The 23,162-nt window shown below is 46.5% G+C and carries 16 protein-coding genes and 1 pseudogene; 13 read left to right on the forward strand and 4 right to left on the reverse strand.

Going from position 1 to position 23,162, the window contains the following annotated elements:
* Together X919_RS17345 and surE are read right to left on the reverse strand one after the other, a co-directional pair.
* Nucleotides 1-563, reverse strand: a 563-nt coding sequence (locus X919_RS17345; RefSeq protein ID WP_371212596.1) for a lipid-A-disaccharide synthase, incomplete at its 3' end; no start/stop codon positions are given.
* Nucleotides 564-571: 8 nt separating this feature from the next.
* Nucleotides 572-1,348: a 5'/3'-nucleotidase SurE gene (surE, locus tag X919_RS0113420; protein WP_028900552.1), complete on the reverse strand. Its 777-nt coding sequence runs from the start codon at nucleotides 1,346-1,348 to the stop codon at nucleotides 572-574.
* Between the two features lie 103 nt (nucleotides 1,349-1,451).
* Here surE and X919_RS0113425 point away from each other — a divergent pair, with 103 nt between their 5' ends.
* The 13 genes from X919_RS0113425 (at nucleotide 1,452) to X919_RS0113490 (ending at nucleotide 22,371) form a co-directional block, all read left to right on the forward strand.
* Complete coding sequence (locus X919_RS0113425; protein ID WP_028900553.1) at nucleotides 1,452-2,216, forward strand: ParA family protein; 765 nt, start codon at nucleotides 1,452-1,454, stop codon at nucleotides 2,214-2,216.
* 30 nt (nucleotides 2,217-2,246) lie between these two features.
* Nucleotides 2,247-3,143: a ParB/RepB/Spo0J family partition protein gene (locus X919_RS0113430; protein ID WP_028900554.1), complete on the forward strand. Its 897-nt coding sequence runs from the start codon at nucleotides 2,247-2,249 to the stop codon at nucleotides 3,141-3,143.
* Nucleotides 3,144-3,857, forward strand: coding sequence for a DUF5683 domain-containing protein (locus X919_RS0113435; protein WP_051502544.1), 714 nt, complete (start codon nucleotides 3,144-3,146; stop codon nucleotides 3,855-3,857). It abuts the gene before it with no gap.
* Between the two features lie 55 nt (nucleotides 3,858-3,912).
* Entirely contained in the window at nucleotides 3,913-5,277 is a 1,365-nt protein-coding gene (locus tag X919_RS0113440) for a lytic transglycosylase domain-containing protein (protein WP_028900556.1), read from the forward strand.
* A 19-nt stretch (nucleotides 5,278-5,296) separates the two neighbouring features.
* Nucleotides 5,297-7,579 carry a RelA/SpoT family protein gene (locus X919_RS0113445; protein WP_028900557.1) on the forward strand — a complete coding sequence of 761 codons (2,283 nt, stop codon included), beginning with the start codon at nucleotides 5,297-5,299 and terminating at the stop codon, nucleotides 7,577-7,579.
* 833 nt (nucleotides 7,580-8,412) lie between these two features.
* Entirely contained in the window at nucleotides 8,413-11,898 is a 3,486-nt protein-coding gene (locus X919_RS0113450) for a SusC/RagA family TonB-linked outer membrane protein (RefSeq protein WP_155949735.1), read from the forward strand.
* Between the two features lie 5 nt (nucleotides 11,899-11,903).
* Nucleotides 11,904-13,451 (forward strand): RagB/SusD family nutrient uptake outer membrane protein, encoded by a 1,548-nt coding sequence (locus X919_RS0113455; RefSeq protein ID WP_028900559.1) that lies wholly within the window; start codon nucleotides 11,904-11,906, stop codon nucleotides 13,449-13,451.
* A 28-nt stretch (nucleotides 13,452-13,479) separates the two neighbouring features.
* Nucleotides 13,480-14,109 (forward strand): hypothetical protein, encoded by a 630-nt coding sequence (locus X919_RS0113460; protein ID WP_028900560.1) that lies wholly within the window; start codon nucleotides 13,480-13,482, stop codon nucleotides 14,107-14,109.
* A 5-nt stretch (nucleotides 14,110-14,114) separates the two neighbouring features.
* Nucleotides 14,115-14,588: a hypothetical protein gene (locus tag X919_RS0113465; protein WP_028900561.1), complete on the forward strand. Its 474-nt coding sequence runs from the start codon at nucleotides 14,115-14,117 to the stop codon at nucleotides 14,586-14,588.
* A gap of 25 nt (nucleotides 14,589-14,613) precedes the next feature.
* Nucleotides 14,614-15,951, forward strand: a complete 1,338-nt coding sequence (locus tag X919_RS0113470) for a thioredoxin family protein (RefSeq protein WP_028900562.1) — start codon at nucleotides 14,614-14,616, stop codon at nucleotides 15,949-15,951.
* Between the two features lie 13 nt (nucleotides 15,952-15,964).
* Entirely contained in the window at nucleotides 15,965-18,802 is a 2,838-nt protein-coding gene (locus X919_RS0113475) for a M16 family metallopeptidase (protein WP_172642745.1), read from the forward strand.
* A gap of 701 nt (nucleotides 18,803-19,503) precedes the next feature.
* On the forward strand, nucleotides 19,504-20,430 hold the full coding sequence (locus X919_RS0113485) for a magnesium transporter CorA family protein (protein ID WP_004379170.1): 927 nt from the start codon (nucleotides 19,504-19,506) through the stop codon (nucleotides 20,428-20,430).
* A 138-nt stretch (nucleotides 20,431-20,568) separates the two neighbouring features.
* Complete coding sequence (locus X919_RS0113490) at nucleotides 20,569-22,371, forward strand: DUF349 domain-containing protein (RefSeq protein WP_028900565.1); 1,803 nt, start codon at nucleotides 20,569-20,571, stop codon at nucleotides 22,369-22,371.
* Nucleotides 22,372-22,559: 188 nt separating this feature from the next.
* Here X919_RS0113490 and secG read toward each other — a convergent pair whose 3' ends face one another.
* Both secG and X919_RS16740 read right to left on the reverse strand, forming a co-directional pair.
* Nucleotides 22,560-22,910: a preprotein translocase subunit SecG gene (gene secG, locus X919_RS0113495; protein WP_028900566.1), complete on the reverse strand. Its 351-nt coding sequence runs from the start codon at nucleotides 22,908-22,910 to the stop codon at nucleotides 22,560-22,562.
* Between the two features lie 7 nt (nucleotides 22,911-22,917).
* Nucleotides 22,918-23,162: pseudogene (locus tag X919_RS16740) on the reverse strand (tetratricopeptide repeat protein); the annotation flags it as partial.

Genomic DNA, 23,162 nt, shown 5'->3' on the forward strand with positions numbered 1-23,162 from the left:
AGCCTATGCTGTGCGGCAAACGCTTCAGCTGTGGTGCGATGAGCCTTCCGAAAAGCCTCCACCTCCTCGACCGTGGGGTTGCCTACGTAATGAATAGGGAAATGGTGCTTTCGCTCGTAGAAATCTACTTCGAACGGCAGGATGGAAAACAATTCGGCCACATCGCGCCGAATGGCTTTGATGCGCCATTCTTTCCACGCCCAAATCTTGGGTGAGATGTAATAGTAAGCAGGGATAGTCGTATGCTGTTTTAGAAACTTCGCAATGCTGAGGTTAAAACCTGGATAATCCACTAGGATAACCACATCGGGATGCCAGGCCACAATGTCGCGTTTGCATTGCGCCATATTGCGAAAAATGGTGCGCAGATGAAGCAAAACGGGCACGAAACCCATATAGGCCAACTCGCGATAGTGCTTCACACATGTGCCGCCAACGGCCTGCATCTTATCGCCACCAAAGAAACGAAACTGAGCTTCGGCATCGCACTGCCGCAATGCTTTCATTAGTTCGGCAGCATGCAAATCGCCGCTGGCCTCGCCCACAAGAAGATAATATTTCATGTGCTGCGTTAACGATGGGTGTCCCAATCGTGTATTTTCTGTAAAAACGAATAGTCGGTGGTATCTATTTTCAGGGGTGTGACAGCTACATATCCATGCCTCAACGCCCATTGGTCGGTATCTTCGCTCGTTGGCTCGTCATTCTGATAATGTCCAGCCATCCAAAAATAATCGTAATTGCGGGGATGCGTAAATCGTTCAACCTCGTTCACCCAACTCCCATAAGCCATACGACCGGTTTTAATACCTTTGAAAGGTGGCTGTGAAGGGAAGTTCACATTGAGGTAAACTCCCTTGGGCAAGCCATCCTGCATCACTCGTTTCACTATTGTGAGCACGTCGCTTTGCAGATAGCTGAGGTCGGCATCCTCATCATCATTGCAAGTAGAGAAGGCAATCGAAGGAATATACTTCATACAACCCTCCTTGGCTGCGCCGATGGTGCCCGAGTAATGATGATTAACGGAGGCATTATCGCCATGGTTGATGCCACTGAGAATGAGGTCAGGTTGACGCACTTTGCACAATTCGCTCAGTGCCAACTTTATGCAATCAACTGGTGTTCCGTTGCACGACCACACCTCAATCTCTCCCATATTGTGGCGCTGCTTAAGGCGTAAAGGAACATCTGCCGAGAAAGCACACGAGAAACCCGATCGACCCGATTCGGGTGCACACACCAATAGGTTGGCCTGATTTTTTAAAAATGAAACCAATGTTTTAATGCCGTTGGCATGATAACCATCGTCATTGGAAATTAAAATAAAGGGGCGATTTTGTGCCATTCTATCTGTTTTGAATTCGCCGCAAAAGTACTAAAAAAAAGTTTATTTATCGTGATTCTCGCCCAAAATATGTACCTTTGCGAGCAAAACAACGTTCTTAGAAATGGGAAAAATAATTGCATTAGCCAATCAAAAAGGTGGCGTCGGTAAAACAACAACAACCATTAATTTAGCTGCCTCGTTAGCTACATTAGAAAAATCTGTATTGGTAGTCGATGCCGACCCGCAAGCCAATGCCTCAAGTGGTTTGGGAGTTGACACCAAAGAGGTTGATTGCTCGCTCTACGAATGTATCATCGACCACGCCGATGTGCGCGATGCCATCTACACAACCGATATTGAAGGCTTAGACATTATCCCAAGCCACATTGATTTAGTAGGAGCCGAAATCGAAATGTTGAACTTAGAAAATCGTGAACGGGTACTCAAGAATCTCTTAGACCCCATCAAAAATGAATACGATTTTATCCTCATCGATTGTAGTCCTTCCTTGGGACTCATCACGGTAAATGCACTAACGGCGGCCGACTCTGTGGTCATCCCCGTACAATGTGAATATTTTGCCTTGGAAGGTATCAGCAAACTATTGAGCACTATCAAAATTATCAAGAGCAAGCTCAACCAGCAATTGGAGATTGAAGGCTTCTTGCTGACCATGTACGACTGCCGCTTGCGTTTGGCCAATCAAATCTACGATGAGGTGAAGCGGCATTTCCAAGAGTTAGTGTTCAAAACCGTTATCCAACGCAATGTGAAACTCAGCGAAAGCCCGAGCCACGGACTACCCGTCATTTTGTATGACGCAGACTCCACCGGCGCCAAGAACCATTTGGCATTGGCAAAGGAAATTATCAATAAAAACGCATAAGTAAACACCGTAATCATAAAAGGAAAAGCAATGGCAGTGCATAAAAAATTTAATACACTGGGACGGGGACTTGATGCTCTGATTTCAACCGATGCTGTTAGAACACAAGGTTCGTCGACAATTAATGAAATCGCTATTGAACAAATTCAGGCAAACCCCAACCAGCCGCGCCGCGAATTCGACGAAGAAGCATTACAAGATTTAGCGCATAGCATAAAAGAAATCGGCATCATTCAGCCCATAACACTACGCCAGATTTCTGATAATCGGTTTGAAATCATCGCAGGCGAGCGACGCTGGAGAGCTTCACAATTGGCTGGATTGAAAGCCATCCCTGCCTACATTCGCACTATCAAAGACGAAAATGTGATGGAAATGGCGCTCGTTGAAAATATTCAACGTGAGGATTTAAACGCTATAGAAATCGCCTTAGCCTATGAGCACCTTTTAGAAGGAAGCGGTATGACACAAGAGAAAGTGTCTGAACGCGTAGGAAAAAGCCGCACAGCTATCACTAACTATTTGCGCCTACTGAAATTACCCGCACAAATTCAGATGGCTTTGCAAAAGAAAGAACTCGATATGGGGCACGCACGTGCGCTCCTTTCTATCGATAGTCCTTCTTTGCAAATAAAAGTGTTTAAAGAGATTCAAAAACATAACTATTCGGTAAGAAAGGTTGAAGAATTGGCGCAAGCATTAAAGAACGGCGAAGATATAGACAGTGGGAAAAAGAAAATTGTAGCGAAGAACCAACTACCTGAGCCATTGAACGAAGCAAAAAAAATGCTCACCAACTGTTTAAACACAAAGGTGCAAATGAGTTGTTCGGCTAAAGGGAAGGGCAAAATTAGCATCCCATTTGCCAATGAAGACGACTTGAAGCGCTTATTAAGCATTTTCGGACAACTAAAAGGAAAGGAATAGTTGGTGATAAAATTTTATCCCGTCATCGCGATTGTTGTACTATTTGCATTACCAACAAGGTCATGGGCACAACAAGAACAAGTTGCAATTGCTGCCGCAACCGAGTTGCAACAAAATGCCCCTTATGCTACTCTAACGCAAAGAGATAGCACAAAACTGTCCATCCAAAACCAACAACCTCATAAGAGAGCGAAGCGTGATTGGGCCACTTGGAAACCCAATCCCAAACGAGCATTATGGCTTGGGCTCATCCTGCCTGGCGCAGGACAAATTTATAACCAGAAGTTTTGGAAGTTACCTATTATTTATGGTGGCATGGTTGGTTGTGCTTATGCTATTCAATGGAACAACCAAATGTATCGCGATTATGCACAAGCCTACATGGACATTATGGACAACGACCCCACAACAGCCAGTTATAAACAGTTTGTCCATTTAGGAACAACCATCAACAGCTCCAACATAGCGCGCTATCAAGAACTCTTTAGAAGCCGAAAGGAACGCTATCGGCGCTGGCGTGATTTAAGTATCTTCACGATGATTGGCGTTTACGCGCTCTCGGTCATTGATGCTTACGTAGATGCTTCTTTGTCCGAATTTGATATTTCAAATGATTTAAGTTTGCGTGTAGAACCCGCTGTGATTAAAACGGGTGCAACATCTAATCCACTACAAACTTCAGGAGTTGGATTACATTGCAGTTTAACCTTCTAAACGGCAAGACAATAAGGCACACTACATGCACAAGAATAAGAAAGAATAATTTAAAATGAAGAAACTCTATTTATTAGTCTTCACACTTTTGTCTCTCCCCGTTGTAACGATGCAGGCACAAGTTGTAGATGAAAATGAGACGCATGATGACGAAACTGAAATTACCGTCACCAATGCAAAAGGGAAAAAGGAAGTCATCGACCTTCCAGAGGCCATGACAATGCAGTTAGACAGTTTGATGCACTTATACAACACCAAAACTTATCTACGTCCCGACACAACGTGCAACCTGCCCGATATAAATCCGGTTTATGACGCTTCGGTATATAAGCTTCGCTTAAGCAAGCTCCCAACCATTATCGAAATGCCTTATAATGATGTCGTACAAAAGTTCATCGACTTATATAGCGGTCAACTGCGACGGTCGGTCAGCTACATGTTGGGTGCACAGAATTTCTACATGCCCATCTTCGAAGAAGCTTTAGAAGCCTATGGTTTACCATTAGAACTAAAGTATTTGCCTGTCATCGAGTCTGCCTTGAATCCACGAGCTGTCTCACGTGTGGGCGCAACAGGATTATGGCAGTTCATGCTCAACACCGGAAAGCGCTACGGTCTGACCGTAAATTCTTTGGTAGATGATCGGAGAGACCCTGTGAAATCATCATATGCAGCAGCACACTACCTGAGTGACCTCTATAAGATTTATGGCGATTGGAATTTGGTGATAGCTGCCTATAATTGCGGTCCCGAGAAAATTAATCAAGCCATTCATCGCTCAAAGCAAAACGATTATTGGCAAATTTATCCCTATCTGCCTCGAGAGACGCGTGGTTATGTGCCCGCATTCATTGCAGCTAATTATATTATGAACTACTATTGCGAGCATAATATATGCCCCATGCTGACCGAGCTTCCCGCAAAAACAGATACTGTTGAAATTAAACGCGATTTATATTTCGAGCAAATAGCGCATGGATTAGGTATCGACATCGACCAGATTGCCGCGCTCAATCCCCAATATCGACGCAGCATGATCAATGGCAGTTGGCGCCCTTCTACGCTACGTTTACCAGCCATGTTGGTGACAAAATTCATCGATAATGAAGATGCTATTTACAATTATGCGCCAACCGATATCAACGCCAAGCGAACAGAGGTAGAGGTTAACGATGAAGAACCTACTATCGTGCGCTATAAACGCGCCTACAAGCATAGCGCTTCAGCGAGAAAAGGTAAAAACAGACATGCTAAGAACAAGAGGGGCGCAAAAACAGCTTCTAAGAGTGTTACCATCAAAGAAGGCGACACACTCTCTGAAATTGCGGCACGCAACAACACCTCGGTTGCTAAATTAAAACGGTTGAACGGCATTCAAGGCAGTAACATTCGCGCTGGCAAAAAGCTTAAAGTGAAATAATCAAAAAGAAACTATGAGCATGAGTGAGCATGAACTGACGGAGATGAGTCGCGAAATGTTGGATGAAGAAATGGTAACCCAAGCCTTTCAACATCTTTTAGACACCTATTTGGCTTCGCGACATCGTAAGAAAGTTGAAATCATCACCAAAGCTTTCAACTTTGCCAAGCAAGCCCACAAAGGCGTCAAGCGCCTTTCGGGCGAACCTTATATCATGCATCCCATCGCCGTAGCACAAATCGCTTGTGAAGAGATGGGGCTCGGCTCAACCAGCATTTGTGCTGCCCTACTCCATGATGTTGTCGAAGATACCGACTACACCATTGAAGACATCGAAAACATCTTTGGCCCTAAAATTGCACAAATTGTTGATGGGTTAACCAAAATCAGCGGTGGCATTTTTGGTGACAAAGCTTCGGCACAAGCTGAAAACTTCAAAAAATTGCTGCTCACGATGAGCGATGACATCCGCGTCATCCTCATCAAAATCTGCGATCGCCTGCACAACATGCGCACATTGGCATCGCAACCTGCCAACAAACAATATAAGATTGCAGGTGAGACGCTCTACATCTACGCACCGCTGGCCAATCGCTTGGGGCTTAACAAGATAAAGACAGAGCTCGAAGACCTCAGTTTCAGCTATGAGCATCCCGAAGAATATGCCGCGATAAAAAGCAAATTAGCGCTGACACAAGAAAAGCGCGATGAGCTATTCGCACAATTCACACAGCCCATCCGGGAGGCCTTAGACCAAATGGGACTGAAATACACGATTAAAGCGCGCGTAAAAAGTCCGTATTCTATATGGAATAAGATGCAAAATAAGCACGTAACGTTCGAAGAAATCTATGATATTCTCGCCGTAAGAATTATCTTCGAACCCAAAGTGCGTAGCGAAGAAATCAACGAATGTTTCAACATCTATGTGGCCATCAGTCGCATCTATAAGAGCCATCCCGACCGTTTGCGCGACTGGCTCAACCACCCCAAAGCCAACGGCTACCAAGCTTTGCACGTGACCTTGATGAGCAAGCAAGGACGCTGGATTGAAGTGCAAATACGTTCTGACAGAATGAATGAAATTGCCGAACAAGGATTTGCCGCACATTGGAAATACAAAGACGGAGCCGAATATAGCGAAGACGAGAACGAGCTCAACGACTGGTTGAGCACCATTAAAGAAATCTTAGACGATCCACAGCCCGATGCAATGGACTTTTTGGACAGCATCAAGCTCAACCTCTTTGCCTCCGAAATATTTGTTTTCACTCCGAAAGGCGAAATCAAAACCATGCCCGCAGGCTGCACAGCCTTAGACTTCGCCTTCCAAATTCACACCTTCTTAGGAAGTCACTGCATCGGCGCAAAGGTAAACCACAAGTTGGTGCCACTGAGCCACAAGCTCAACAGTGGCGACCAAGTGGAAATTCTCACCAGCAAGGCGCAACACGTGCAAGCCTCGTGGATTAATTTCGTTTCAACTGCAAAGGCACGTGCTAAAATACAAGCTATCTTGCGACGCGACGAGCGCGAAACGCAGCGCAAAGGCGAAGAGACACTCACCGATTGGCTCACACGCAACCAATTAGAACTCACGTCATCGGTGTTGGATAAATTGGTTGAGTTGCACCATCTACAACACCACGATGAACTCTTCACTGCCATCGGCAACAAGCAAATCATCTTAGGCGACCAAGACCTCGACTACCTCTTGGGTAAAGATGTCAAAGAGAAAAGCACCGCCACATGGCGACGCTACGTGCCCTTTCTCCACGATAAGAAAGCCACTGCAACCACAGAGAAAACCAACAAACTCTCGAAGCTGTTCACCGTGGGAGCCGATTTCAAAAAGAAAAAGCCCGTACTCATCAGCGAAGGAAACATCAACACCTATGTGTTCCCCAATTACTGCCACCCCATCCCGGGCGACGACATTCTGGGCTACATCGACAACAGCAATCACATCGAAATCCACAAGCGCGCATGCCCCGTGGCCAGCAAGCTCAAATCGAGCTATGGCAATCGCATTTTAGATGCAAAATGGGACATGCACAACCTCCTCTTCTTCGACACAACCATACAAATCAAAGGCATCGACCGCCAAGGCATGCTCTGCGATTTGGCCGAGGTGCTCTCCGAACAATTAGGCCTCTACATCCGCAACGTAAGCATTGGGACCAACGAAGGCATCTTCGAGGGGAAGATTGACGTGCGGGTGCACAACCGAAACGAAGTGGGAACCATCATCACCCAATTAAAAGGCATCGACGACATGCAAGAAGTGATTCAAATCATGTAAACGCGGGCGGATATATATTTTTTATAGGTTGTTTGCGACTCCCTACAATATAGGTTACATTCCCCATCTCTAACGATAGTGCTTCACCATGTGCTATACAATATTTCGACAAAGACGTGATTAAGATAGACTATTCCCCTGTTGACACACACATCAATTGCGATGGCCTTTCAGTATCAAAGTTCGAATCGTTCAAGCAACCCTAACGGCAACCATCGTTCGGCTGCGATGATGTCAAAAGTATAAAGAAATTCATTTAGAGTAATAAGGGGGTAGGAGTGCGTGATGCATTTCTGCCCCCGATTGTTTGTGAAATCGTTAGGGCGCAATGAAAGAAAGTACAACCGCTACGCGGTAGGCACACCATGAGACGTAGGGTGCGAAGGGCAGGAGGTGTAATTGCGCCGAAGTTGCCACATGAGCACAGGTGTGCGGCGTACCCTACGCCGCACACTTTTGGGGTTAGTTCTATGCGGCGTAGGGTACGCCACACACTTTTTGAGCCAGTTCTATGCGGCGTAGGGTACGCCGCACACTATTTTGGTCAGTTCTTTGCGGCGTAGGGTACGCCGCACACTTTTTGGGCCAGTTCTTTGCGGCGTAGGGTACGCCGCACACTCTTTTGGTCAGTTCTTCGCGGCGTAGGGTACGCCGCATGGTTTGATATAAAAAGCGAGGCTGTGACCACGGCTTATTCCCGAAAAAACGACAAATGCACTTGCAAAATAAAAAATATATCGCTAAATTTGCAACGCACTTTGGTGATGTGCCCACAACGCTAAAACCTGCACATGGCCTCGAAAGTGCTCCTATTTGAAATAAAACAGAACGTAATGAATGATTATGCCAAATCCCTTTTGCAAGGGCGTTCGCTGCTCCTTGCACTTGTTTGCTTTGTCGCTCTGCTGCTCGCACCCAGTGTCGATGCGCAGGCACAAGTAATGGGCAAACATTTTTCTATCTCTTTTAAGGATAAGCCTGTGGCGGCCATCCTCGATTTCATCGCTAAAAAGGGCGATTATGCCATTCACTATACCGACGATGTGAAGAACGACACGCTGCTGCTCACCATCTCGTTGGAAGATGTCGACGAGCTGAGTGCTGTGGAGCGGTTGCTGCCCAACACGGCGTTCACCTATCGCGTGGAAGGCAAAAGCATCGAGGTGTATAAGATGCAACAAGCCGCACAAGGAAAATTCACGCTGCAAGGTGTGGTGAAAGACAAAACGGGCGAAACGGTGCCGTTTGCCACGCTGCAAATTAAAGGCACCACGCAAGGCACTACTGCCGATGCCGATGGAAAATTCGCTATGCCTGTTAATCAAGAAACAGGCAACGTGACGGTGTCGAGCGTGGGTTATGAAACAAAGACTTTGCGCTACACGGCGGGCAAGGCAATGAACATTGTGCTGTCGGCTTCGGCCTATACCATCGGCGAGGTGTCGGTGATAGCTTACGGCAAACGCAACACGCGCGAGCAGGTGGGGGCCATCACCTCGGTGAAGGCTGAGGATTTGCAAAAGGCACCTACGGCAAGCATTGAAAATCTGTTGCAAGGGCGCATGTCGGGCGTTGATGTCACCAACATGTCGGGTTCGCCCGGTGGTGGTGGTTCGCGCATCACCATTCGCGGTTTTAGTTCGCTCAATCAGCAAGGCATCAACGACGGCAGCCCTCTGTTCGTGATTGATGGTATCCCTGTTTCGAGCAGTTCATCAACGCTTACGGGCGGCATCAATCCGCTGTCGAGCTTAGACCCTTCGAGCATTGAGTCGGTGCAAGTGTTGAAAGATGCGGCTTCGGCTTCGCTCTATGGTTCGCGCGCAGGAAATGGCGTCATCTTGATTACCACCAAAAAAGGCAAAACCGGGCGCACTGAAGTGAATGTGAGTGCGTCGCAATCGCTCTCGTGGTTGCCTGCCACTCCGAAACAAATTCTGGGTAAAGGCGAGCGTGACATTGCCTTGCTTTTGGCTCGAAACCAGCGTGCGGCGCACTACGACTACCTCACCGACCGCTTGATTTATCCACATTCCTACAAAGATAGTTATGGTTGGGATGCCGATTACGATGGTGCTTACGACTATCTGTGGCGCAATGGTAAAGTGGTTGAGGGCGATCGCCGTTTGCCTGCCATCGCACAAGACTCGCTCAACAGCTTTTACAACAATAAAACCAACTGGTGGAAATATGCGTTCCGATTGGGACGTGTGACAAAGGGTGATGTGCAATTGGCTGGCGGCACCGAAAACATGCGGTTCATGGTCAATGCAGGTATATACGACGAAACGGGTATCATGATTAGTTCGAATTTCCGTCGATACAGTTTGCTGAGCAACCTTGACTTTAATTTATCAACCAAGCTCAGTGCATTCACACGCATCAATCTATCCTATGCCACGCAGCAGGCCGGTTCGGACATGGGGCGTGCACAAGGACTGACCTTCGACCCGAAACTCACATCAACCCTTTTGCCCGGAAAAGGTAGTACGGCCGAACGTGAGGCATTGAAACAGCTGCGCGACATCGATAAAACCAATTCGAATTACAACGTGCGCTTGAGCGGCGGCCTTACTTACACACTGCTTAAAGGGCTGAAGTTCTCGTCGACGGCTTCACTCGACCATTATTTCACGCGCATTTATATGTTCACGCCCGACTATCTGAAATATGATTCAAAATCGGAGGTGCAAGGCTCGAACATCGCCATGACAGGCATTCAAACCGAGAATATCCTCACGTATAATCTCAATCTGCCCCACGAACAGAAGTTAGAACTCATGGCGGGCATGACCTATAATTATGATTTGCTGCAGAACCTTAGCGGAACAGCAAAAGGTGGTCCGACGAATGCCATAAAATATGCTGGTGAAGGTTGGCCCTTGTTGATTAACGATGCCTCGGGCACAGTGAAGGCTGCGCAAAACTTTCTCACCAACAAGCAGGAACAAGCTTTAGTGAGTGTGTTGGGACGTGTGGCCTATAATTATAAGAAACGCTATTTGGCCGAGCTTTCTATTCGTTCGGATGGTTCAAGCGTTTTCGGAAAAGATGTGCGCTGGGGCACCTTCCCTTCAGTAGGTTTAGGCTGGGCATTCAGCGAGGAACGCTTCATGAAAAAATATTGGTGGCTGAGCTTTGCTAAGCTTCGTGCATCATGGGGTAAGTCGGGACAGAAGTTCCAAGAGCCCTATTTGGCACTCGGTGTGATGGAAGAGAATAATGTGTTTAACGGCACCTTAGGCCTCATCCCTGAAACAATGGCCAACAAAAAGTTGACGTGGGAAGAGAGCGACCAATATGATTTGGGACTTGATTTGCAATTATTAGACTACCGTTTGAAATTCAAGGTAGACTATTATTATAAATATTCCAGCAAACTCCTAATGCAATCCTACTTGCCAGGCAATGTGTTCTTAGCTTCGCGCATGTGGGACAATGCTTCGGCCATCTCCAACGAAGGTATTGAGTTTGAAATGCAAGCCGACCTCATCCGCCGCAAGGATTTAAATTGGAGTGTTGGCTTCAACCTGTCGCACAACCGCAACATGCTGCGCAAGACTTATAATGGCGAAGATTTGAACGATAAAGTCTTGGGGCGCCCGGTTTATGGCATCTATACCTTTAAAGATGAAGGCATCGTGCAGCAAGCATCCGACATTCCCATGTATCGCAATGCTTCAGGTAAGTTGCTTCCCCTCTATTTTCAGTCGGTAAATAATCCATTGCGCGTAGGTGGTCGCAAAATTAAAGATCAAAACTTTGATGGCGTGATTGATGATAAAGACCTTTATTATGCTGGTAGCACCTTGCCCGCAGCCTATGGTGGCATCAATAGCCATGTGGAATGGAAGGGATTAAGCCTCGATGTGCTGTTTAGCTACACCCTCAGCCGCAAGGTGATGAATATGTATCAAAATAGTGCCTTCACTTTCACGAAAGACTTTGGCGTGATGATGAACCATTTCAACATCCATGATTATTGGACTCCCACCAATAGGCAAGCCAAAAATCCATCGTTAGAATTTGCCGACAAAGATTATATTGGACAGTTCGACGGCAATGTTGACTCCTACATTGAGAATGTCAGCTTCATCAGACTCAAACAATTGGTGCTGGGTTATCAGTTGCCCAAACAATGGCTAAAGGGAACATTCATTAAGGATGTCAATCTTTATCTCAGCGGCGAGAACTTATTCTTGCTCACAAACTATTCAGGAGTCGACCCAGAGGTGATTAATCCCTACACGGGAAAAGATGACGGTACACAATATCCTCTGAACCGAAAGATTACTTTCGGCGTGAATTTAAAGTTTTAAGGCGTATGAAAAAAATAATACTTCTCTCAATAGTTAGTTTCGGCCTCTGTGCTTGCAACCTTGATTTGCAACCCGAGAACGGACTAACCTACAGCAATTCTTTCAACACCGAGAAAGAGGTGAATGCAACCACCACATCTATTCAATATTTCATCAATACAGTTGTGGGCAACAATTATGTCTTTGCTACAGCGGGCATAAAGTTGGATGCACTGTTGGATGGCACGCAAGTGCGCGAATGGAATCCTCGCACAGTGCTTTCAAGTGATTATTCTTGGAAAGGATTGTATGACATTATCTTCGAATCAAATTTGCTGCTTGATAACATTGACAGAGCAAAAGGTCTGCCTGAGGAGCGCAGAAACTACCACATGGGACAAGCCGAGTTTGGTTTAGGTTTAGCTTATTTCCTGTTAGCACAACGCTATGGAGAAGCCATCATCACCGAAAATTCATCGGTAATCAAACCCTATCCCCTTTCTTCGCAAACCGAAGTGCTGAACACAGCCATAACGCATGCACAAAAAGCCTTTGCAATGCTGCCCACCTTTGATAAACTAACAGATATCAATGGAGCACTCATCACCAATCGACAAACCGCCTCAAAAGGAACTGCTGCGGCACTTTTGGCACAGATTTATGCTTGGAAAGGAAGCGTGACAGAACTCTATCACCTGCAAGGAAATGCGCAGGCCGATTATCAGAAATCGGTTGAATATGCCACAAAGCTCATTAACGGCCAGGTTGGAAATTATCAGCTATGCAGCAGTCCCGAAGAGCTTTGCACGTATCTGTCAAATCAAAAGAGCCCCAATCCTGAGGCCATCTTCAGTTTGCTCTTTGACAAAACACGGTCTGCCTATGTTGCTTCGCCCAATGAAGTGGCGCGAAACTTTGTCAGTTGGCCTGTGAGAGAAGATCAAACTTTAGCCGATCTTCCAACCAACACCACTTATCAACTGTACAAAACAACAGTAGACGAGCTTTTCCCCGATGCAAGTGACCAGCGCTTGCAAGCCTTTTTCTACGACTGGGGAACGCCACATGTGGTTGATGGTGAAGACTATGCTCTCATGAATAAGTTCAGAGTAGCCATTATGGACCCCGACCAAATAGCTCCCGGTCAAAAGAGTTATCGTACGGTTGATGCCGATTATGTTTATTGGCGATTGGCCGACATCTATCTTCTGCGGGCAGAATGTTATCAGAAGTTGCACAACGATGCCAGTGCCATTGCCGATTTAAATCGCATCCGAACACGAGCTGGTGCGCTCACCTACCCTTCTATCTACGACACCGAAGGTCTTAAGAAAGCCATTTTCCGCGAACGTGAGAAGGAGTTTATTGGCGAAAACGACGCGCGTTATGCCGATATTATTCGCAATGGTTATGTGAAGGACGAGCTTCAAGGAAAGTTTAAACTGCTCACCAATCGTGAAATTCAGAATGGTGCACTCTTCTTACCGTTGCCAAAAGATGCTTGGCAAGATAAAGATGGACATAACATTAACAACCGGTTGCGCCAGAAACCCTATTGGCAGGCGTATAATTAATAACGAATAAAATAAGATGTAACATCAAATGAAAAAAATAAGACTTCTTTTCGCAGCCTTTGTAGCAACATTGTTGGCTACAAGTTGCACCCAATATAATTTTGAAGATACGGGCTTAGCCAATGGGAAGCACGAGAAATCGATGTGGGATTATTTCGGCGAAGACTCGTATAACTGGGACTCGCTCCGCGTGATGGCTAAACGTGCCGACCTCATTCCACTCTTTCAAGGCAACAGCCCTTATGGCAAAGATTTTACATTCTTTGGTCCTACCAACCACACCATTAGACGCTATCTAAAGAAGAATGGTTTGGAAAAGGTTTCTGATATTCCCATCAACGATTGCAAAACATTTATTTTAAATGGTGTGCTTCTTAAACACATGATGTTGGACGATTTTAAGCGTGGCACACAATCAACCGATACGTCTACACCTATCGGTAAAGGAGGTGAAATGTTTACGATGGCTTCGGGGCGGCAACTTTGGATTTATAGCTTCCAGGAGCCCTATAATAATGTCCCGGGAACAGGGCCTGTGCAAATTTATTTGGTATCGCCTACCACTACACGAACGTCACATGTCGGCTCATGTAACATCGAAACGCAAACCGGTGTGGTACACGCTTTAGATTATAACTTCAATTTAAATGATTTTTAACGACAATGAAAAAGAAAACCAACATGCTCTACATGGCAGGCATGACACTGCTATTTACATTATGTTGCACAGCGTGCAGCCACATGAAGGTGGGCTATCTGCGCACAACTGGAGCCTCGTTTTCCCCCGACTCCATCAACGCCTTTCACAATGTTGATCCCACCAGCGAGCAATACATCGAAAAAATACCCTTTGTCTCAACACGCATTCAAGGCGTAGCAGGCACGCATCCCATTAATTATGAACTGGCGCATGTGAAAGCCGACAATGCCGCAGCTGCTCAATTATTTATGAAACTCTATCATGAGCAGCTGATTTCTGTGGCTGGAGGAATGGTTGTTGTAACACAAGAAGCGACGAAACAATTGCCCAACGGACACTATTACTTAACATTCCGCATCTTTAACGACGACCACGAGGCACTCTTAGAGAACGTGTTTAAAGTGGTTGTTACAGACGATGAATTGCCCTTATCATAAAATCAACATTTAAAAGTATACGAAGATGAAAACAAAATACTATCTCTTTACTGCGCTAATGGCTATCTTTTGCCTCACAATTCATGCGCAATCGCAACAGAATAACGCAGCAAATACTTCAGAAGGAATTAAGTTCTTTCAAGGAACCTTTGCAGAAGCCTTAGCACAAGCGAAAACAGCAAACAAACCACTCTTTGTCGACTTCTATGCCGTTTGGTGTGTGCCCTGCCGCAAAATGGCCAAGACGGTGTTCACCCTCCCCGAAGTTGGGCAATATTTCAATGAGCACTTTATCAACATTCAGATTGATGCCGAAAAGAAAGAAAATGTGGATATTGCCAAAAGCTACAAGGTTGAAGCCTATCCTACCCTCGCCTTTATCGCCCCAGACGGCAAAGCGCTGTCAGTAAATATGGGTGCAATGGATCAGAACGAGTTGTTGGAAGCGGCAAAGATTGCGGCCGGAGAAAGTGTCAGCTTCGAACAACTCTACAATCAATACAAGGCCAACAACAATGATTTAAGCGTGCAACAAACCTTATTGCTCAAAGCACCAGCTTTTTTGCAGGCACAAGAAGGCATGGAAGCCGACAAATGGGTGACACGCTTGCAGAAGCTCTATCGCAACTATATCGCAGCAAAAGCCCCCAATCAGCTCATCAACGAGAATGACTATCGCATTATTTTGAGTTTAGAGGGTAGCGACGACAAAGCGCACAAGCAATATATTGTTGATCTGATGAACGACCATTTAGACGAATGGATGAAAGCGGTGGGCAAGGCACCCGCTTATTATATTGTAGAGGCCAACGACGCTTTTGCCGAAGATTTGGCCAAGGAAGGCAACGCAAAGTATAAGGAGTATGTGGAAAATGTGAAAACAAAATATGGCAAAGCCTATGATGTTATCGGCCTTACCACTATCAATCCCTATGAGAAGGCCAAACTCTACAACGATGCCCTGTTCAATCTTTATAAAGATAAAGATGTTGACGGCTACATCAAAGCCATACAAACCTATTTCGAAAAGATGGGTAGCAACCTCCAAGCAGCCGATTATGGAAAAGCTGCACAAAATCTTTATGCCGCTGCAGGAAAGGTTCTCAAGCCCAAAGATCACGAAGTGGCTATTCAATGGGTAGAGAAAGCGCTGGCACAAGACGATGCCATCATGGATCGTGTGAACTATATGGTGATGATTGGCGACTCTTATCGTGAGTTGAAAAACTACGACAAGGCACGCCAATACTATAACCAAGGGTTTGCAGAGACGCTGAGATTAGAAAACATGGAGATGCCACAAGCGATGCTGCAAGGTGCCATTAAGCAAAAACTTGCCACACTTGAACTGCTCGAAAAATAACACAACAGACAACATGCGTATGTCACAACCTGCTTTAAAAAGACTTTTTGCGCTCACATGCTTCTGCCTGTTGGTGCTCACAACCCTCACAGCGCAAACCACCATCAAAGGATTGCGAAAGGGAAAGTTGCCCAACGGACTGACCTATTATATTTATAACGATGGAAGCGACACGAAGGAAGCACAATATTATTTGTACCAAAACGTAGGCGCTATTTTAGAGAACGATGCCGAAATAGGATTGGCTCACGTGCTCGAGCATTTGGCTTTCAACACCACCGACCACTTTCCCAACGGCATTATGAACTTTTTGCGCAGCAATCATCTCAACGAGTTCGAAGCCTTTACGGGCATTGACGACACGCGTTATGCCGTGCACAACGTGCCCACAACCGACGAAAAACTCAATCAACAGATGCTGTTCGTGCTGCGCGACTGGTGTCGCGGCATCAAAATTCTGCCCAAAGATGTTGAGAAAGAGCGCGGCATCATTCTCGAAGAGTGGCGCCACCGTGCAGGTATCGATCGCCGGATAACCGATGCTATCGCACCCGTCGTTTACAACCACTCACGTTATGCGCAGCGCAATGTCATTGGCACACAAGCCATTCTTGAGACCTTTAAAGGCAAAGAGGTGAAAGCGTTCTACGACAAATGGTATCGCCCCAACATGCAGTTTATCGCGATTATTGGCGACGTGGACATCGACAAAACCGAACAAGCCATTATCACTACCTTCAAATCGCTGCCCAACCAACAGGCGCCAGCCGTTGCATCCGATGTGCGGAGCATTGCCAACAATACGACGCCGCTCTATCTGCCATTCGTCGACAAGGAAAACAAAAGTGCCTCATTTGGCCTTTATCAGCGCTACGAGGTGAGGGATGATGCACCCGAAGAAGCGCGCACCCGACAGTTTCTCTTCACCAAATTCTTCAACACCTTAGCCCCCAAACGGTTTGCAATGCTCAAAAATGCCGAGAAAGAAGCATTTATTGCCGCCGAAGTAAGCCTGTCGCCTTTGGTGCGCAACTATTATCAAATGGCATGGGATGCTGTGCCCTATCAGGGAAAGGAACAGCAAACGTTGCAGCAAATGCTCGCTATACGCCACGACCTGGCCGAAAAAGGATTTACGAAAAAGGAATTTGAAACCGAGAAAAACAACCTCTACAATGGCATGAAAGACGTGCTGGAGGCTAAAGGACTGGGCACACCGGACAACGTGCTGATGCTGCTGAAACAAAACTTCCTATGGGGATTGCCCATTCAAGACTTCCGCACGCAAATCAATCGCAACATCGAAATGTTAGTGGAGCTTGAGCCCGAAGACCTCAACAACTGGTTGCACGGCCTGCTGAGCAACGACAATCTGGCTTTCGTCACCTACGAGAAACGCCCCGGAGAGCTGCATCTCAACGAGCAGACGTTCCTCGCAGCGCTCCATCATCCCCAACCAACAGACATTGCTTTTGTACCCGAAAAGCCCATCCAAAAGCTCATCGATTTCAACATCACACCGGGGAAAATCGTGGCCGAAAAGCCGCTCAAAACCTTGCAAGCCAAAATGTGGACGCTGAGCAACGGCGCAAAGGTCATCTACAAATATCTGCCCAATGCCCAACAGCAATTTCTTTTTGCCGGATCGGCCGAGGGCGGAAAAGCCATGGTGGCGCCCAACGATTTGCCCAACTACACGGCCATGCGCGCCCTACTCATGCAGTCGGGGCTCTATCGTTACAACCGCAACCAGTTGGCAAGCTGGCTGCAAGGCAAGGATTTAAACCTCACGCTCTCGCTCGAAGACTACACCGACGGACTGGGCGGAAATGCACCCGCGCAACAAGCCGACAACTTCTTCGCTTTCGCCTATTTAGTGCTCACGCGGCAAAACTTCAGCCCCACGGTGTTCGACAAATATCTGCAGCGCAACCGCTATTTGCAAGCCAACAAGGCAACTACGGGCATGGAAGCCGTGCAAGACTCCATTCGGCAGCTGCTCTACCCTGTCAGCCCACTCAATCCGCAGCAAAACGAGGCCTTCTTCCAAGCGATGCAGCAGGACAAGCTCCAAGCACAGTTCGAGGCACATTTCGGCAATGCGGCACGCTTCACCTTCTGCCTTGTGGGCAATTTGCCCGAGACGCAGGCGCGCGAATTGGTCTGCCGCTATCTTGCCGCACTGCCTGGCCAATCGCAAACGGCAAAGCCAACGATGCACAATCTTGACTTCGCTTCGAAAGCACCAAGCATCGAGCACACTTTTGAAGCCGACATCGAAGACGATATGGCCGAAATCGAACTCTCGTGGCGCAACGACATGAAGCTCACCGAACGCGAGCAGAGTGCCCTCGAGGTGCTGCGCAGCATGGTGGAACGCCGTTGCTTCGACGTGTTGCGCGAACAAGAGCAGCTCACCTACACCATCGGCGTGCAAGCCAACTACAACGTGCAGCCCGCAGCCCACGAAGACTTCAGCATACACCTCTCGACGGCAAGTGAGCACATTGCCCGCGTGACGGCCTTCGTTCGTCAAACCCTCGACGAGATGCAAGCACAAAAATTCTCGGCCGATGCGTTTAAAGCGGCCATGATTCCCTTGGCGGTCGACGAAGAAGCACCGCAGAACCCGAGCACAGACAATCCGTCGCTGTGGATGGGACTGCTCAACATTTATGCCGAAACGGGCGAAGAGCTGACGCCCGAGGAAAGTGCCAAGGTGGCACCCATCTTCCGCACGCTCACGCCACAAGACGTGGCGGCCGTGGCCAAAAAGGTGCTGTCCACGGCACGGCAACGCGAAATCATCGTGCGTCCCAAGCCGCAACAGGGCAAACGCACGTTTAAATAGCCCGCACATCCTCCCCAAAACACTGTCGCCAGCCCCACGACAGTGTTTTTTTTACGCCCGAGAGCAGTTGGTAAGAATTTGCAATGGGATTTTTACCAACGGAGGGTAGTTGGTAAGAATTCACAATGGAATTTTTACCCCCGAGAGCAGTTGGTAAGAATCCGCAATGGATTTTTTACCCCCGAGGGTAGTTGGTAAGAATTCACAATGGATTTTTACCAACGGAGGGTAGTTGGTAAGAATTTGCAATGGAATTTTTACCCCCGAGGGTAGCTGGTAAGAATTTGCAATGGAATTTTTACCCCCGAGGGTAGTTGGTAAGAATTTGCAATGGGATTTTTACCAACGGAGCATCACGCGTCAAAAAAAAACGAGTTTTTTCTGCGCCGCAGGGTTGCATGTCAAAAAACGGTGGCCCGTTTTCTGCGCTGCAGGGTTGCGCGTCAAAAAACGATGGTTGTTTTCTGCCAACGGAGGCTAACAGGGGGAAAATCGTGTGGTTTCACGGCTTCCTCCGACATATTTTCATTCGCAACCGCTTCGCAATTCGGCAAAAATACCTACCTTTGCATAGCAAAATAGAAAACTTCAACAGATTTAATGGACGATTATCATTCGGAAACTTATGGTTCATAGGCGTGAAGTTTAGCGCAACGCAGCTAATCTCCACACCTTAACATCGCAAAAGGAGATTAACTGAAATGAGAACTTTTTGGAACATCAATCAGAACTTAACGCCACAAAAAGAGTGGCAGCCAAATTGCTGGATTCAGGTGACGTGCCCCACGGACGAGGACCAGGAATATTTGGAGCAGGAATTCCACATCCCCGATTATTTCCTGTCGGACATCAGCGATACCGATGAGCGCGCGCGTTATGAATATGACGACGGCTGGATGCTCATCATTCTGCGCATCCCCTATGTAAAGGAAGTGAGGTCGCGCACCCCCTACACCACCGTGCCGCTGGGCATCATCCACAAGAAGGATGTCACCATCACGGTGTGCTATTTCGAAACCAACATGATGATTGATTTCGTGAGCTATCAGCAAAAGCGCCGTGAGGGCTTCATCGATTATGTCGACCTCATCTTCCGGCTCTTCCTCTCGAGCGCCGTGTGGTATCTGAAACGATTGAAGCAGATTAACAACCTCATCGAAAAAGCCAAACACAACTTAGACCAAGAGGTGAACAACGAAAGCCTCATCGGGCTGAGCCGGCTGCAAGACTCGCTCACCTACTTCATCACTTCGATTCGCGGAAACGAAACGCTGCTGCAAAAGCTGAAGTTCAAACTGCAAGTGGACGAGCTCGATGCCGACCTCATCGAAGACGTGGGCATTGAGATGACGCAGGCACGCGAAACCACCAACATCTATTCCGACATCTTGGAATCGACGATGGAGACCTATTCGAGCATCATCAACAACAACATGAACACCGTGATGCGTACGCTGACCTCGGTGAGCATCATCATGATGTTTCCCACGCTCATCTCGAGCCTCTTTGGCATGAACCTCATCAACGGCATGGAGACCAGCTCGTGGGGGTTCATCATCGCCATCATCATCTCGGTGATTGTTTCAGGGGCTTCGTGGTGGTTGCTGCGCCGAAAACGACTGATATAAAGTGTAAAAATCGTGCATCACAACCGAAAAAAGGATGATATTATTAGGCACTTACAGTTTTTTTATATAAGTTTGCATGGTATTTCTGATTGCGTCATGCAATGAAAAACGAAGATCATAAACTAAAACAGTGAAACGATGAATGCTCAAGAGAATGTTAAGGTGAACGAGTCAACGGCCGAACAACAACCGCAAGAAGTGAATGCTGCGCCACAAACGCAGGAGGAAACAGCAAAACGGACTTATCACAGCAAAGCTGAAGTGGTTGAAAGACTCAAAGAAATCGTGGGAAACCACGAAAATCCCACAAAAGAAGAAATCGATCAACTCAAAACAACGTTCTACAAAATGCACGTGGCCGAACGTGAAGCGCAGCAGCGTGAATATCTTGAACAGGGCGGCGATCCCGAGAAATACGTCTTCGTGCCCGATGAGTTGGAAGAGGTTTTCAAGGCCGAAATGAGTGTGATCAAGGAACGGCGCACACAGCTCTTCCTGCAACAGGAGGCCGAGAAGCAGGAAAACCTTCAGAAAAAACTCCATATCATTGAGCGCATCAAAGAAATGGGCGCCTCGCCCGAAGAGGCCAATAAGAATTATAACGAACTGAAAAAGCTGCAACAAGAATGGAAGGAAATCAAAGCCGTTCCTGCGGAGAAGGCTAACGAATTGTGGCGCAACTATCAACTGCATGTCGAATGCTTCTACGATCAATTAAACTTAAATCGTGAGGCACGCGAATATGATTTCAAAAAGAATTTAGAAAAGAAAACGCATCTTTGCGAAGCAGCCGAGAAGTTGGCCGAAGAAAAAGACGTCGTCAGTGCTTTCCACCAATTACAGGAACTCCATCAGCAATATCGCGAGACAGGCCCTGTTGCAAAAGATATTCGCGAAGAGATTTGGGCACGGTTCAAAGCGGCATCAACAGCCATCAACAGACGCTATCAGCAACATTTTGAAGATCTTCGCGCGAAAGAAGAAGAGAATCTGCAACGCAAGACAGCCCTTTGCGAACAGGTAGAGGCCATTGCAAAGGTCGAAAACAAGACACCTCCCGAATGGGAAAAACAGACAAAAACAATTATTGCATTGCAAGCTGATTGGAAGAAGATAGGCTTTGCACCACAGAAAATGAATGTAAAAATCTTCGAGCGCTTCCGTGCTGCCTGCGATGTATTCTTCAATCAAAAGGCCGATTTCTTCAAAAATTTAAAGCAGCAAACCCACGAGAACATCGCTAAGAAGAAAGCACTCATTGAGCAAGTTGTGTCCTTACAAGATAGCACAGAATGGCAAAAAACAACACAAAAAATCATTGCTCTGCAAAAAGAATGGAAGAACATTGGCATCGTACCCAAGAAAGTGGGCGATGAATTATGGAAAGACTTCCAAACAGCATGTAACAAATTCTTTGAAGCACGCCACACGGCACACGCCGACGTGCATAGCGACGAGCGCGAAAACCTGAAGCAAAAAAAGGCCATCATCACGCAACTCAAAGCCTTGTTGGACGATGCCGGCGAAGGATTGCACGAAAAGGTGCAGGCGCTGGTCGAGCAATATAACAAGGTGGGCCACGTGCCGTTTAAAGAAAAGGACAAGCTCTATCAGCAATACCACGAGGCAATCAACAAGCTCTATGATGGCTTGCACGTTGAAATCGCCAAGAAGCATCTCGACAACTTCAAAACCAACTTGCAAGACATGGCCAAGCGCGGTAGCGAAGCACTTGATAGTGAACGTGGAAAGCTACTTAGACGTTATGAGAATCTAAAACAAGAGATTATCACCTACGAGAACAATCTGGGCTTCCTCAATAGCAATAGCAGCAAAGGAAGCAGTCTCATTGAAGAGATGAACCGCAAAGTACAACGTTTGAAAGATGAGATGGAACTCACCAAGGAAAAGATTAAGGCCATAGACAAAGAAAATAAATAATGGGATAATACAGACGTGAAAACGTCCTATCCCCTCTAACAGTTCCACGTAAAAAGCCTAAGATAGATAAGCTAAATACTTTCTATCTTAGGCTTTCTACAAGGTAGAGAGTTAAAGAAAATGTGCCATATTATCATTTCTTAGACACAATTAAAAAGCTCCCTTACACTTGCTATTGGCAAAATCCGCTATTGGGCAGGAGCTTGAGGAGCCTTAGGCATCTGCTGTCCTGTACCAAATCCTTGTGTATTAGCAGGATTCGTAGTCTGTGTCTCTGTAGCAGAATTTTGTAATACGCTGTGGTCTTCCGTTGCCTGTGGTGCAACATAAGCGCATGCAATACTGAGAATGACCATCGCTATAGCGAGAGCCCATGTCGCTTTTTCTACGACATTCGTTGTCTTACGTACTCCCATAATGGAATTAGATGAGGAGAAATTTGATGCTAATCCACCTCCTTTAGATTCTTGTATTAGCACGACAAAAACCATAAGTATAGCGGCTAACACAATTAAAGCGACAAATAATGTGTAAATTATTCCCATTTTATTTATGTTTATTATTGATTATCAATTTTTCTAAGAAACGGATTTGGTCTGCAAAGTAAGCATTTTTTTTTGGAATATTCAAATTTAATTGCGTAATAATTTCCAATGCTTTCTCATATCTTCCCTGCTTAATGTAGATGCGAGATAATGTTTCTGTGAAATAACTTTCTTCTCCTTTTGAACTTTCTTCTATACGATTTATAGCCATTTTCAAGGGGGGGGGGGGCATCTTCTCGTCACCAA

The sequence above is a fragment of the Prevotella sp. HJM029 genome, from assembly GCF_000599605.1.
Lineage (GTDB): Bacteria > Bacteroidota > Bacteroidia > Bacteroidales > Bacteroidaceae > Prevotella.

What these genes read in the sequence shown, in the direction of transcription:
- surE (WP_028900552.1), bottom strand. Translation starts at nt 1,348, where the DNA reads ATGGCACAAAATCGCCCCTTTATTTTAATTTCCAATGACGATGGTTAT.
- X919_RS0113425 (WP_028900553.1), top strand. Translation starts at nt 1,452, where the DNA reads ATGGGAAAAATAATTGCATTAGCCAATCAAAAAGGTGGCGTCGGTAAA.
- X919_RS0113430 (WP_028900554.1), top strand. Translation starts at nt 2,247, where the DNA reads ATGGCAGTGCATAAAAAATTTAATACACTGGGACGGGGACTTGATGCT.
- X919_RS0113440 (WP_028900556.1), top strand. Translation starts at nt 3,913, where the DNA reads ATGAAGAAACTCTATTTATTAGTCTTCACACTTTTGTCTCTCCCCGTT.
- X919_RS0113445 (WP_028900557.1), top strand. Translation starts at nt 5,297, where the DNA reads ATGAGTGAGCATGAACTGACGGAGATGAGTCGCGAAATGTTGGATGAA.
- X919_RS0113450 (WP_155949735.1), top strand. Translation starts at nt 8,413, where the DNA reads ATGAATGATTATGCCAAATCCCTTTTGCAAGGGCGTTCGCTGCTCCTT.
- X919_RS0113455 (WP_028900559.1), top strand. Translation starts at nt 11,904, where the DNA reads ATGAAAAAAATAATACTTCTCTCAATAGTTAGTTTCGGCCTCTGTGCT.
- X919_RS0113460 (WP_028900560.1), top strand. Translation starts at nt 13,480, where the DNA reads ATGAAAAAAATAAGACTTCTTTTCGCAGCCTTTGTAGCAACATTGTTG.
- X919_RS0113465 (WP_028900561.1), top strand. Translation starts at nt 14,115, where the DNA reads ATGAAAAAGAAAACCAACATGCTCTACATGGCAGGCATGACACTGCTA.
- X919_RS0113470 (WP_028900562.1), top strand. Translation starts at nt 14,614, where the DNA reads ATGAAAACAAAATACTATCTCTTTACTGCGCTAATGGCTATCTTTTGC.
- X919_RS0113475 (WP_172642745.1), top strand. Translation starts at nt 15,965, where the DNA reads ATGCGTATGTCACAACCTGCTTTAAAAAGACTTTTTGCGCTCACATGC.
- X919_RS0113485 (WP_004379170.1), top strand. Translation starts at nt 19,504, where the DNA reads ATGAGAACTTTTTGGAACATCAATCAGAACTTAACGCCACAAAAAGAG.
- X919_RS0113490 (WP_028900565.1), top strand. Translation starts at nt 20,569, where the DNA reads ATGAATGCTCAAGAGAATGTTAAGGTGAACGAGTCAACGGCCGAACAA.